Origin of the sequence: Escherichia sp. MOD1-EC6162 (assembly GCF_002965125.1) — a bacterium.
In the GTDB taxonomy this organism is placed as follows: Bacteria; Pseudomonadota; Gammaproteobacteria; order Enterobacterales; family Enterobacteriaceae; genus Escherichia; species Escherichia marmotae.
Genome location: NZ_PTSB01000007.1, coordinates 114,031 through 127,282, shown reverse-complemented (window position 1 = coordinate 127,282; position 13,252 = coordinate 114,031). Strand labels below are relative to the sequence as shown.

Sequence of the window (13,252 nt, the reverse complement as noted above, 5' to 3'; positions counted from 1 at the left end):
TTATTTGATCTGCGCGTGCATTTCCTGTACCGAAATCACTTTTTCGGTCGCATCGGCATTCAGCGCCATTGCGGTAGCGAAACCGCCATTCAGGGTGGTGTCGTAATGCACTTTATATTGCAGCGCACTGCGACGAATCACGCGGGAGTCTTCAATCGCGCGACGGCCTGAAGTGGTGTTGATGATATAGGTATATTCGCCATTCTTAATACGATCCTGAATGTGCGGACGACCTTCATGCACCTTGTTAACCAGACGCGGGTTGATGCCCGCTTCACCCAGCACAATCGCTGTACCGTGGGTTGCATCCAGCTCGAAGCCCTGCTTCAGCAGTTTTGCTGCCAGGTCCACTACACGCTCTTTGTCGCCTTCGCGCACGGAGAGCAGCGCACGGCCCTGTTTCTTCATCGTGGAGTTGCTGCCCAACTGTGCTTTAGCAAACGCTTCAGCGAAGGTGCGACCAACACCCATCACTTCCCCGGTAGAGCGCATTTCTGGCCCTAACAGCGGGTCAACGCCCGGGAATTTGTTGAACGGCAGTACCACTTCTTTCACCGAGTAGTACGGCGGGATAACTTCTTTAGTCACGCCCTGCTCAGCCAGCGATTTACCTGCCATCACGCGTGCCGCCACTTTCGCCAACGGAACACCGGTGGCTTTGGAGACGAACGGAACGGTACGCGCCGCACGCGGGTTAACTTCAATCAGGTAGACTTCGTTGTTTTTCACTGCAAACTGCACGTTCATCAGGCCGCGCACCTGCAATTCGAAGGCCAGTTTCTGCACCTGCTGGCGCATTACATCCTGAATTTCCTGACTTAACGTGTATGCAGGCAGAGAACACGCTGAGTCACCAGAGTGCACACCAGCCTGCTCAATATGTTCCATAATGCCGCCAATCAGCACCATTTCGCCGTCGCAGATAGCGTCCACATCGACTTCTACCGCATCATCGAGGAAGTGATCCAGCAGCACGGGGGCATCATTGGACACGCTCACCGCGGTCTGGAAGTAACGACGCAGGTCGGCTTCGTCGTAGACGATCTCCATCGCCCGACCGCCAAGAACATAAGACGGACGCACCACCAGCGGGTAACCAATCTCTTTCGCCTTCTCAACTGCCATCTCAATAGCAGTAACGGTGGCGTTCGCCGGTTGCTTCAGTTTCAGACGGTCAACCGCGTGCTGGAAGCGTTCACGGTCTTCCGCACGGTCGATGGCATCCGGACTGGTGCCAATAACCGGTACACCAGCGGCTTCCAGCGCGCGCGCCAGTTTCAGCGGGGTCTGACCGCCGTACTGGACGATAACGCCTTTCGGTTTCTCGATGCGCACAATTTCCAGCACATCTTCCAGGGTTACCGGCTCAAAATAGAGACGGTCGGAAGTGTCGTAGTCGGTGGAGACGGTTTCCGGGTTACAGTTAACCATAATGGTCTCAAAACCGTCTTCGCGTAGCGCCAGCGAGGCGTGTACGCAGCAGTAGTCAAACTCGATACCCTGGCCGATACGGTTCGGGCCGCCGCCGAGCACCATGATTTTGTCACGCGTGGACGGATTCGCTTCGCACTCATCTTCATAGGTGGAGTACATGTACGCAGTGTCAGTCGCAAATTCTGCGGCACAGGTATCAACGCGTTTGTAGACCGGGTGCAGGTTGTACTGGTCGCGCAGTTTGCGGATTTCCGCTTCGCGCACACCTGCCAGTTTAGCCAGACGCGCATCGGCAAAACCTTTGCGTTTCAACTGGCGCAGGAAGTCAGCGTTTAGGCCAGTGATACCCACTTCTGCCACTTTCTCTTCCAGACGCACCAGCTCTTCAATTTGTACCAGGAACCAGCGGTCAATGTTGGTCAGGTTAAAGACGCCGTCTACAGACAGGCCCGCACGGAAGGCATCTGCGATGTACCAGATACGCTCTGCGCCTGCATCTTTCAGTTCACGGCGGATTTTAGTCAGGGCTTCCGGATCATCGAGGCTCACTTTCGGATCGAAACCGGTCGCGCCCACTTCCAGGCCGCGCAGGGCTTTTTGCAGCGATTCCTGCTGCGTGCGACCAATCGCCATCACTTCACCAACCGATTTCATCTGGGTGGTCAGACGGTCGTTAGCCCCGGCAAATTTCTCGAAGTTAAAGCGAGGAATTTTGGTGACCACGTAGTCAATGGACGGCTCGAAAGAGGCCGGAGTACGACCGCCGGTGATGTCGTTCATCAGTTCGTCGAGGGTGTAACCGACCGCCAGTTTCGCCGCCACTTTGGCAATCGGGAAGCCAGTGGCTTTCGACGCCAGCGCCGAAGAGCGGGATACACGCGGGTTCATTTCGATAACAATCAGACGACCGTTTTTCGGGTTAACCGCAAACTGGACGTTGGAACCGCCCGTTTCAACACCGATTTCACGCAGTACCGCCATCGAGGCGTTACGCATGATTTGATATTCTTTGTCGGTCAGCGTCTGGGCTGGCGCTACGGTAATGGAGTCACCGGTGTGGATGCCCATCGCATCGAAGTTTTCGATAGAGCAGACGATGATGCAGTTGTCGTTTTTATCACGCACCACTTCCATCTCGTACTCTTTCCAGCCAATCAGCGACTCGTCAATCAGCAGCTCTTTGGTTGGGGAGAGATCCAGACCGCGAGCGCAAATTTCTTCAAACTCTTCGCGGTTATAAGCGATACCGCCACCACTACCGCCCATAGTGAAGCTGGGGCGAATGATGCACGGGAAGCCCACGTCAGCAGCAACCGCCAGTGCTTCTTCCATTGAGTGCGCGATACCGGAACGCGCGGTTTCCAGACCGATTTTCTTCATCGCCACGTCGAAACGGCGACGGTCTTCTGCTTTATCAATCGCGTCGGCGGTGGCACCAATCATGGTTACGCCGAACTCTTCCAGTACGCCCTGGCGCTCCAGTTCCAGTGCACAGTTCAGCGCTGTCTGGCCGCCCATCGTTGGCAGAACTGCATCCGGGCGCTCTTTTTCGATAATTTTGCGTACTACTTCCCAGTGAATCGGCTCAATGTAGGTCGCATCGGCCATTTCCGGATCGGTCATAATGGTCGCCGGGTTGGAGTTCACCAGAATGACGCGGTAACCCTCTTCACGCAGGGCTTTACATGCTTGCGCGCCAGAGTAGTCAAACTCACACGCCTGGCCGATAACAATCGGGCCAGCACCCAGAATCAGGATACTTTTTATATCTGTACGTTTTGGCATGGCTCTTTTACTCCTGATTACTTAGCGGTTTTACGGTACTGCTCAATTAACTCGATAAAGTGGTCGAACAACATAGCTGCGTCGTGCGGCCCCGGGCTGGCTTCAGGGTGCCCCTGGAAGCTGAATGCCGGTTTATCGGTGCGATGAATGCCCTGTAACGTACCGTCGAACAGGGATTTATGCGTCACGCGCAGATTTGCAGGTAATGTTGCTTCGTCCACCGCAAAACCGTGGTTCTGGGCGGTAATCATCACCACATTTTTCTCAATATCTTTAACCGGATGGTTGCCGCCATGATGACCAAATTTCATTTTGACCGTCTTCGCGCCACTGGCCAGCGCCAGCAACTGATGACCGAGGCAGATGCCAAATACCGGGATGTCAGTTTCGAGGAATTTCTGGATGGCGGTAATAGCGTAATCGCATGGAGCCGGGTCGCCAGGACCGTTCGAGAGGAAGATGCCGTCCGGATTCATTTTCAGCACGTCTTCAGCAGACGTTTGCGCCGGAACGATAGTCAGGCGGCAGCCTCTGTCCACCAGCATCCGCAGGATGTTGCGCTTAGCACCGAAATCGTAGGCCACCACATGGAACGGCAGCTCGTCTTCTTTTTTCGCTTCCGGCAGGCCGCCAGCCAGCGTCCAGCTCCCTTGTGTCCAGCTATAGGCTTCAGCGGTAGTCACTTCTTTTGCCAGATCCATGCCGTTCAGCCCAGGGAACGCGCGGGCTTTTTCTAACGCCAGCGCCGCATCCGGGTTATCGCCCGCGATGATGCAACCATTCTGTGCGCCTTTCTCACGCAGTAAACGCGTCAGCTTACGGGTATCGATATCGGCAATCGCCACAATGTTATGGCGTTTCAGGTAAGAAGAGAGGTCTTCGGTATTACGAAAGTTGCTGGCAATCAGCGGCAGGTCGCGAATCACCAGACCTTGTGCATGTACCTGGGAGGATTCTTCATCGGCGTCATTAGTGCCGACATTACCAATATGGGGATAAGTAAGAGTAACGATTTGGCGAGAATAGGAAGGATCAGTGAGGATTTCTTGATAACCGGTCATTGAAGTATTGAAAACGACTTCCCCAACCGCCGAACCTGTTGCCCCTATGGCCCGACCGTGAAACTGGGTTCCGTCTTCCAGAACCAATAGCGCTGACTTAATCAAAACACCCTCCAGAGAATATTCACTCACTTTATTTGCATATTAATTCACAATGATGACATGAATCAATGCAAATCTGCTTACCGACGAATTTCTGGCAAACGGCGGCATTCTGGAGATATGGAAGCTAAAAGTCAACTCAATCGCGGTATTTATTATATGATTTTATGCATCACACATATTTTGATGGCATTAAGCGGCAAAAATATCATCTAACATAGTCTGGAAAACGCTTGCGCAGAGAGAAGAATGTATAAAACCAATTTCGTCAGATAAAAAGTGGACCAAACGGTCAAAATTTACATTAAAACAACAAAAATCACCAACAAAACATGATATTTTTAGCAACTCACACCAATTAATAATAAGAACAATCAAAATAAAAGGGCTAAAATTTAAAGCCCTTTATAATTATAAAGTTAGATGTGTTATTTTTGCATCAACACTAATGTTTTGTTGTTATAACGCATTGAGATTAAGCACATCTCGCATGTCAAAAAGCCCACTTTCTTTGCCATTCAGCCACAAAGCCGATCTTACCGCGCCGTTAGCAAAGGTCATGCGGCTGGAAGCCTTATGCGTAATCTCCAGACGTTCGCCAATATCGGCAAACATGGCGGTATGTTCGCCAACGATGTCGCCGGCACGGACGGTGGCAAAACCAATGGTGCCTGGCACTCGTTCACCGGTATGACCTTCACGGCTGTAAACTGCGCAATCTTTCAGATCTTTGTTCAGTGCATGGGCAATCGCCTCTCCCATCGCCAGCGCAGTGCCCGACGGCGCATCCACTTTATGCCTGTGATGTGCTTCAATAATCTCGATATCCGTGTAGTCACCCATTACCTGAGCGGCTTTCTCCAGCAGCTTAAGCATCACATTAACGCCGACACTAAAGTTGGCGGCAAAGACAATCGCAATATCCCCGGCGGCATCACGAATCGCCTGCTTGCCTGCGTCATCAAAACCCGTCGTGCCAATCACCATCCCTTTGCCATGCTGGCGACAAAATGCCAGATGGTTCAGCGTGCCTTCCGGACGGGTAAAATCAATAAACACATCAAAATCATCTTTTACCGCATCCAGACTGCTTTGTACGGTAACGCCGGTTTTTCCGGCTCCAGCCAGTTCACCGGCGTCACTGCCCAGTAAAGAAGATCCTTCACGCTCCAGCGCCGCGCCAAGCTGCACGCCCTCTAACGCCAGCGCCGCCTGAATCAACTGGCGGCCCATACGCCCACCGGCTCCCGCGATGGCAACGCGGATGTTTGCATCATGCATAGCTATTCTCTTTTGTTAATTTGCATAGACCGTTTTCAGAGTAACCAGCGCATCGCTACGCCGCCAGCCAAAAACGCCGATAATTAGAAATTAATGATAAACAGGGAGGGATATCAGTGAAAGGCATGAGTCAGTAAATGACTACATGCCGATAATATGTGACAGGTTATGGTGCCAGGGCCAGCACCTCAGCCACCCACTGTTGGAAACCTTTCACATCCAGATCCAGCGCCACCTGTACATTGGCAGGTTTACCCAGGCAACCGTCAATATCAACGACCGTAGTGCCCGAAGTAAATTCCCCCTGAGTTTCCACCGCCACAAAACAGGGTTTGAGGGTGAACAAATCCGGACGCACCAGCCAGGCGATAGCGCAGAGATCGTGCATACGCAGACCACTTTGCATACTGCCGCTGCGATAGTGGCTAAACAGGGCGTGAAGCATTTTCCCGGTACGATTCAACTCCGGCAACGTGGCGAGATAGTCTGGGGTTAATATCGCCTGATTGGTGACATCCAGACCACACATGACAATTTCAATGTCACTACGGAAGACACATGCCGCTGCTTCCGGATCGGCTGCGATATTAAACTCGGCGTTTGGCGTACAGTTGCCGCGTCCGGCGGAACCGCCCATGATCACCAGACGGCGAATATGCGGTTTGCATTCCGGGCATTGTGAAAGTAACAGCGCGATATTGGTCAACGGGCCGATAGCCACCAGAGTAACGGGTTCTGGCGCACGTATCAGAGCATCACGAATAGCCAGAAATGCCGGTTTATCCAGCGGGCTTCTGTTGTGTTCAACAAAGTCGTAGCCAGCCATTCCCGATTCGCCGTGCACAGATGCCGCATTACGCGGCGCGCGTACCAGCGGTACAGCAGCGCCCTGGGCGAGCGGAATATCCACATTCCAGAAATGCAGCAGTTGCAGGGCGTTACGCGTGGTTTTCTCAACTGAGACATTACCCGCAACGGTGGTCATCAGTTGCAGGTCGAGTTCGGGAGCAAAAATCGCGGCGGCAATGGCAACGGCATCATCGATGCCGGGATCAGTATCGAGGAAAATAGGTAATCGCATGTTTTCTCCATAAAAAATGCCGGTAACAAGACCGGCATTTTCGCATAACTTAGGCTGCTAATGACTTAATCAACTTCACGAATATCCACACGCAACTCTTTCGGCACTTCGAAAACAATGTTTTCTTCGCGGCCTTCCAGCGGAATGGCTTCGCCGCCGCCAAGCTGCTGTAAACGTGCAACCACATTCTGCACCAAAATATCCGGAGCCGATGCCCCCGCAGTCACGCCGACACATTTAACGTCTTTCACCCACTCTTCCTGGATATCTGTCGCATCATCAATCAAAAACGCGCGTTTGCCCATACGCTGTGCCAGTTCCGCCAGACGATTGGAGTTGGATGAGTTTTTCGAACCAACGACCAGTACCACTTCCGCCTGCTCTGCCAGAGCGCGTACCGCTTCCTGGCGGTTGGTGGTGGCGTAACAGATGTCATCTTTGCGCGGCCCGACAATCTTCGGAAAACGTTTACGCAGCGCATCGATAACATCCGAAGTGTCATCCACCGACAGCGTGGTCTGGGTCATAAAGGAGAGTTTATCTTCGTTTTTGACCGTCAGTTTCCACACGTCGTCCGGTGACTCGACCAGATACATTCCCCCTTCCGGGTTACTGTACTGCCCCATCGTACCTTCCACTTCCGGGTGCCCGGCATGGCCAATGAGAATAGATTCTTCGCCACGACGGCTGGCGCGGGCGACTTCCATATGCACTTTGGTCACCAGCGGACAAGTTGCGTCGAATACCGTCAGATCGCGGCTTTTCGCTTCATTGCGTACAGCCTGGGAAACACCGTGCGCAGAGAAAATCAGGATTGCGCCATCCGGCACTTCGCTGATCTGCTCAATAAAGATAGCGCCACGCTCGCGCAGGCTATCGACCACGTAGCGGTTATGCACCACTTCGTGGCGGACATAAATCGGTGCGCCGTAAATGGCCAGCGCGTTTTCAACAATGCTGATAGCGCGGTCTACCCCGGCACAAAAACCACGTGGGTTGGCCAACAGGATCTGCATGTTACGCCTCCAGTGCCGGATCGATTTCCAGCACTTCAATATCAAAATGAACGGTCTGCCCGGCCAGCGGATGGTTGAAATCAACGGTAATAGAGTCGCCGTTAATCTCGCGGATCACGCCAGGCATCTCACTGCCATCCATTGCGGTAAAAAGCATTATTGCGCCAATTTCTGGCTCGCCTGCATCCATAAACTCACGGCGGGAGAAGTACTGAATCAGGTCCGGTGACGGTACGCCAAACGCCGCATCAGGCTCCAGCGAGAAGGTGGTTTTATCGCCCACTTTCAGCCCCAGCAGGTGTTGCTCCAGCCCTTCGGAAAGAGAAGCGTCACCAAGGCGGAACAGCGCCGGTTTACCGTTGTTGCGGGTAGACTCAGCGGTGGTGCCATCGTCGAGTTTTAGCGTGAAGTGCACCAGGACGGCGCTATTGCTCTGTACAGATTCAGACATGCAGGTTTGCTCTTGTATTTTGAGGATGTTTGCCGGATGCGGCCTACGATTTCGCAGCAATCTGTAGGCCGGATAAGATGCGTCAGCATCGCATCCGGCAGGGTTTATTATTGTTTTTTCGCTTTCGAAGGCAAAAAACCTTCCAGCACAATCAGTGCCGCGCCGACACAGATGGCAGTATCAGCGAGGTTGAAGGTGGCGAAGTGCCAGTCGCCAACGTAGAAGTCGATCATATCGACCACAAAGCCGTGCCACAGGCGGTCGAACAGGTTGCCCAGCGCACCGCCAATAATCAGCGCGTAAGCAATGTTGTTCAGTTTCTGCGTGGCCTTCGAGCGATACATCATCACCGTCAGGATCACGCTAATACCAATTGCAATACCGGCAAAGAACCAACGCTGCCAGCCGCCGCTATCGGCAAGGAAACTAAACGCCGCGCCATAGTTACGCGCATAATGCAGATTAAGCGACGGGAACAGCGGAACCGTATCCCCCAGAGCAAAATTCTGGAGGATAAGGTATTTGCTGCCCAGATCGATAATCAGCACGACTACTACCAGCCACAGCCAGCGTAGCCCTGTTGAACAGATCGATTGACTCATCAGGCAAACTTACGTTTTTCACCGTCACCGGCGACGTTGCTGACACAGCGGCCGCAGATTTCTGCATGCTCCGCCACCTTGCCGACATCCTGGGTGTAGTGCCAGCAGCGTGGGCACTTCTCACCTTCGGCTTTACTCAACGCGACTTTCAGCCCTTTGAGTACTTCGCTCTGCTGAGCATCAGCAGGTGCGTTGTTATAGTCTGCAACGGTAGCGCCGGAGGTCAACAGGACAAATCGTAATTCATCGCCCAACGCGTTCAGTTTCGCTGCCAGTTCCGGTTCTGCGTACAAGGTTACTGCCGCTTCCAGCGAGCCACCCACTTTCTTGTCAGCACGCGCTTGCTCAATGACTTTGTTCACTTCGCCACGCACTTGCAGCAACTCGTCCCAGAACGCATCGTTCATCGCTTCGCTGTCAGCCAGACCAAACAGACCTTCGTACCACTCACCGGTAAAGACGTATTTTTCACGTTCGCCCGGCAGGTAACCCCACACTTCATCCGCGGTGAAGGAGAGGATCGGTGCCATCCAGCGAACCAGCGCTTCTGCGATGTGATACAGCGCAGTCTGGCAGCTACGACGCGCCACGCTATCTGCTTTGGCGGTGTACTGACGGTCTTTGATGATGTCGAGGTAGAAAGAGCCCATCTCAACGGAGCAGAAGCGCATCAGACGCTGTACCACTTCGTGGAAATCGTATGCTTCGTAAGCCTTGATGATGTCTTCCTGAGCCGCTTTCGCACAACCCACGGCCCATCTGTCCAGTACCACCATCTCTTCCGGTTTCACCATATCTTTTGCCGGATCGAAACCATTGAGGTTTGCCAGCAGGAAGCGTGCGGTGTTACGGATACGACGATAGCTGTCAGCAGCACGTTTCAGGATCTCGTCAGAAACGGCCATTTCGCCGGTGTAGTCAGTTGATGCCACCCACAGACGCAGAATATCCGCGCCAAGCTTGTTCATCACATCCTGCGGCGAAACGGTGTTGCCGATGGATTTAGACATCTTGCGACCCTGACCATCCACGGTAAAGCCGTGAGTCAGTACCTGACGATATGGCGCTTTGCCTTTCATCGCAGTGGAGATCATCAGGGAAGACATGAACCAACCACGGTGTTGGTCAGAACCTTCCAGATACATGTCCGCAGCGTGACCGGCAAATTCCGGACGCACGTCAACAACGGAAGAGTGCGTAGATCCGGAGTCAAACCATACGTCCAGCGTATCCGGCACTTTCACGTACTGGTCAGCGTCGTCACCGAGGATCTCTTTTGCATCGAGATCCCACCACGCCTGGATGCCGTCAACTTCAACGCGTTTTGCCACTTCTTCCATCAGTTCAAGGGTACGCGGATGCAGCTCTTCAGTGTCTTTGTGCACGAACAGTGACATCGGTACGCCCCAGGTACGCTGACGGGAGATACACCAGTCAGGACGGTTAGCGACCATCGACTCAATACGCGCCTGGCCCCAGTCCGGGATCCACTGCACGCCTTTGATCTCTTTCAGTGACTGCGCACGCAGACCTTTCTGATCCATGCTGACGAACCACTGTGGCGTCGCACGGAAGATGATTGGGGTTTTGTGACGCCAGCAGCACGGATAGCTGTGCTGCAGCTTCTCAACATGCAGCAGCGCGCCTTTTTCCTGCAACAGTGCAACGACAATATCATTCGCTTTGAAAACGTTCACACCGTCTAACGTCGGGTAAGTTCCCGGCAGATAAGTACCGTCCGGGCCAACCGGGTTAGCGGTTTCCAGACCGTATTTCTGACCGATAACATAGTCGTCAGGGCCGTGGCCAGGCGCGGTGTGAACAGCACCAGTACCGGCATCCAGCGTGACGTGATCGCCAAGAATTGCCGGAACATCGAAGCCCATAAACGGATGGGTAAAGCGCAGCAGTTCCAGCTCCGCACCTTTCACCGTGCCGAGGATGGTGTATTCGGTAACGCCGATACGCTGCATCACGCTTTCAACCAAATCTTTCGCAAGGATCACGGCCTGACCGTCGATCTGCACCAGCGCATAGTCGAAATCCGGTGCAATAGAGATTGCGCGGTTCGCAGGCAGGGTCCACGGCGTTGTGGTCCAGATAACCAGAGAGATCGGGCCATTAACGTCAGAAACGCCAAATTTCGCTTTCAGCTCATCCTGATCGGCGGCGTGGAACGCGACGTCGATGGACGGGGAGGTTTTGTCGTAATACTCAACTTCCGCTTCCGCCAGCGCGGAACGACAGTCTACGCACCAGTGCACCGGTTTAGCACCTTTGTGCAGATGGCCGTTGCCGATAATTTTGCCCAGCGCACGGATGATGTTGGCTTCGGTTTTGAAGTCCATAGTCAGGTACGGATGTGACCAGTCGCCCAGCACCCCCAGACGGATAAAGTCTTTGCGCTGACCATCAACCTGGGTCGCTGCATATTCGCGACACTTGGCGCGAAACTCGGCTGCGGTGAATTTCTCACCCGGCTTACCGAACTCTTGCTCTACTTTCAGCTCGATCGGCAGACCGTGACAGTCCCAACCAGGCACATACGGCGAGTCATATCCAGAAAGCCCTTTGGACTTGATGATGATGTCTTTCAGAATCTTGTTAACCGAGTGACCAATATGAATGCTGCCATTCGCATAAGGAGGGCCATCATGCAGAATGAAGGTTTTTTTGCCTTTTTTAGCCGCACGGATGATGCCGTACAGATCATCATCAGTCCAACGCGCCAGCATTCCCGGTTCGCGCTTGGCGAGGTCGCCACGCATCGGGAACCCTGTTTCCGGCAAATTCAGGGTTGATTTATAGTCACTCATCAGATTCTCGGTTCCGTATTTCGGTTTGATTACATAACAGGCTTAAGCCGGTTTTGTTAGCCCAAAAAATTCGCGGGCGGTTAATTCATCACGCGCAATCTGCGCTTTCAGTTCGTCCAGCGACGCAAATCGCTGCTCACTGCGTATTTTTTTACGCAGCACTACTTGTATATGGCGACCGTAAAGGTCCATTGCAACATCCAGAACATGCACTTCCAGTTGCTGGCGAATGCCTGCTACCGTTGGGCGCGTGCCGATGTTCGCGACGCCAGGCAACGGTTTTTCACCGAGGCCCAGCACTTCCACCGCATAAACCCCTTTCACCGGGGAAACCTGACGACGCAGCGGTACATTCGCCGTCGGGAAACCAATAGTGCGCCCTAACTCATCACCGTGGACAACACGCCCGGAGATGGCAAACGGGTGCCCCAGTAAACTTTCAGCCAGAGCCAGGTTGTCATCCGCCAGGGCCTGACGCACGGCAGTACTACTGATACGCACGCCACCTTCACAGAAAGTTTGCGTACTGGTGATGTCGAAGCCGTATTCTGCGCCAGCTTTCTGTAATAACAAGAAATCGCCTTCACGACCAGCGCCAAAGCGGAAATCATCACCCACAGCAAGAAATTTTACCCGCAACTGCTTCACCAGTAGATCGCTGATAAAATTTTGCGCCGTCAGCGCCGCAAAGCGCCTGTCAAAACGCACGCACAGCACGTAATCTACGCCGCACTCGGCAAGATAACGCAGTTTTTCCCGCAGCCGGGTCAGGCGTGCCGGGGCTTTGTCGGTGGCAAACAGTTCCAGTGGTTGAGGCTCAAAAATCATCACCATCACCGGTAAGTTGCGCCTGCGCCCTTCTTCCTGCAAGCCCTGCAACAGCGCGCGATGACCGCGATGCACGCCGTCGAAATTACCAATAGTCAGCACACACCCTTCTTGCGGGGCCTGGCTGAGATTATGTATGCCGCGTATCAGCTTCATGTCTGGCTCAAAACAGTGAAAATCGTCCGAGTATACCTTGTACAGCGGTCAAGGTTAACCGGCGATTGAGTACTGAAATTAGAAAGAAGTGGCTTTTCATTGCCATGGCGCAAATCACGGTAAGAAACTAACGGCCTGCTGCAATTTTTCTCGCGGAAAAGCTGTATTCACACCCTGCAAGCTGGTAGAATCCTGCGCCATCACTACGCAACGAGCGCTGCCATATTAACGGCGCTTATTTGCACAAATCCATTGACAAAAGAAGGCTAAAAGGGCATATTCCTCGGCCTTTGAATTGTCCATATAGAACACATTTGGGAGTTGGACCTTGGCTAATATCAAATCAGCTAAGAAGCGCGCCATTCAGTCTGAAAAGGCTCGTAAGCACAACGCAAGCCGTCGCTCTATGATGCGTACTTTCATCAAGAAAGTATACGCAGCTATCGAAGCTGGCGACAAAGCTGCTGCACTGAAAGCATTTAACGAAATGCAACCGATCGTGGACCGTCAGGCTGCTAAAGGTCTGATCCACAAAAACAAAGCTGCACGTCATAAGGCTAACCTGGCTGCACAGATCAACAAACTGGCTTAATCGCCTTTTGTTGTCAGCTTTGTAAAAAAACCCGCGCAAGCGGGTTT

10 protein-coding genes and 1 pseudogene are annotated in these 13,252 nt (G+C 53.1%); 1 reads left to right on the top strand and 10 read right to left on the bottom strand.

All coding sequences use genetic code 11. The features are described from left to right. The 10 genes and pseudogenes from carB to A9587_RS08385 form a co-directional block, all read right to left on the bottom strand. Entirely contained in the window at window positions 1-3,219 is a 3,219-nt protein-coding gene (gene carB / locus A9587_RS08430; RefSeq protein ID WP_001126327.1) for a carbamoyl-phosphate synthase large subunit, read from the bottom strand. A gap of 17 nt (window positions 3,220-3,236) precedes the next feature. After that, a complete protein-coding gene (gene carA / locus A9587_RS08425; RefSeq protein WP_001517722.1) occupies window positions 3,237-4,385 on the bottom strand; it encodes a glutamine-hydrolyzing carbamoyl-phosphate synthase small subunit in 1,149 nt (382 codons plus the stop codon). Window positions 4,386-4,841: 456 nt separating this feature from the next. Beyond that, entirely contained in the window at window positions 4,842-5,663 is an 822-nt protein-coding gene (dapB, locus tag A9587_RS08420; protein ID WP_000543592.1) for a 4-hydroxy-tetrahydrodipicolinate reductase, read from the bottom strand. A 166-nt stretch (window positions 5,664-5,829) separates the two neighbouring features. Then, window positions 5,830-6,744, bottom strand: coding sequence for a ribonucleoside hydrolase RihC (gene rihC, locus A9587_RS08415; protein WP_001517721.1), 915 nt, complete (start codon window positions 6,742-6,744; stop codon window positions 5,830-5,832). A gap of 65 nt (window positions 6,745-6,809) precedes the next feature. Beyond that, window positions 6,810-7,760 (bottom strand): 4-hydroxy-3-methylbut-2-enyl diphosphate reductase, encoded by a 951-nt coding sequence (ispH, locus tag A9587_RS08410; protein ID WP_016249593.1) that lies wholly within the window; start codon window positions 7,758-7,760, stop codon window positions 6,810-6,812. Between the two features lies 1 nt (window position 7,761). After that, window positions 7,762-8,211: an FKBP-type peptidyl-prolyl cis-trans isomerase gene (gene fkpB / locus A9587_RS08405; RefSeq protein ID WP_000004655.1), complete on the bottom strand. Its 450-nt coding sequence runs from the start codon at window positions 8,209-8,211 to the stop codon at window positions 7,762-7,764. A 107-nt stretch (window positions 8,212-8,318) separates the two neighbouring features. Next, window positions 8,319-8,813 (bottom strand): signal peptidase II, encoded by a 495-nt coding sequence (gene lspA / locus A9587_RS08400; RefSeq protein WP_000083379.1) that lies wholly within the window; start codon window positions 8,811-8,813, stop codon window positions 8,319-8,321. Next, complete coding sequence (gene ileS, locus A9587_RS08395) at window positions 8,813-11,629, bottom strand: isoleucine--tRNA ligase (protein WP_105263655.1); 2,817 nt, start codon at window positions 11,627-11,629, stop codon at window positions 8,813-8,815. Before ileS ends, lspA begins: the two co-directional genes overlap by 1 nt. Window positions 11,630-11,671: 42 nt before the next feature. After that, window positions 11,672-12,613, bottom strand: a complete 942-nt coding sequence (gene ribF / locus A9587_RS08390) for a bifunctional riboflavin kinase/FAD synthetase (RefSeq protein ID WP_000767344.1) — start codon at window positions 12,611-12,613, stop codon at window positions 11,672-11,674. A gap of 7 nt (window positions 12,614-12,620) precedes the next feature. Continuing rightward, window positions 12,621-12,839, bottom strand: a pseudogene (locus A9587_RS08385) (DUF2575 domain-containing protein). Window positions 12,840-12,941: 102 nt separating this feature from the next. On the opposite strand from A9587_RS08385, the gene rpsT reads away from it, so the two are divergent. Continuing rightward, window positions 12,942-13,205: a 30S ribosomal protein S20 gene (rpsT, locus tag A9587_RS08380; RefSeq protein ID WP_001274018.1), complete on the top strand. Its 264-nt coding sequence runs from the start codon at window positions 12,942-12,944 to the stop codon at window positions 13,203-13,205. Window positions 13,206-13,252: the final 47 nt, after the last annotated feature.

Bases quoted from the DNA above. Each gene is read 5' to 3' on its own strand.
- dapB (WP_000543592.1), bottom strand. From the start codon at position 5,663: ATGCATGATGCAAACATCCGCGTTGCCATCGCGGGAGCCGGTGGGCGT.
- fkpB (WP_000004655.1), bottom strand. From the start codon at position 8,211: ATGTCTGAATCTGTACAGAGCAATAGCGCCGTCCTGGTGCACTTCACG.
- rihC (WP_001517721.1), bottom strand. From the start codon at position 6,744: ATGCGATTACCTATTTTCCTCGATACTGATCCCGGCATCGATGATGCC.
- carB (WP_001126327.1), bottom strand. From the start codon at position 3,219: ATGCCAAAACGTACAGATATAAAAAGTATCCTGATTCTGGGTGCTGGC.
- ispH (WP_016249593.1), bottom strand. From the start codon at position 7,760: ATGCAGATCCTGTTGGCCAACCCACGTGGTTTTTGTGCCGGGGTAGAC.
- ileS (WP_105263655.1), bottom strand. From the start codon at position 11,629: ATGAGTGACTATAAATCAACCCTGAATTTGCCGGAAACAGGGTTCCCG.
- ribF (WP_000767344.1), bottom strand. From the start codon at position 12,613: ATGAAGCTGATACGCGGCATACATAATCTCAGCCAGGCCCCGCAAGAA.
- lspA (WP_000083379.1), bottom strand. From the start codon at position 8,813: ATGAGTCAATCGATCTGTTCAACAGGGCTACGCTGGCTGTGGCTGGTA.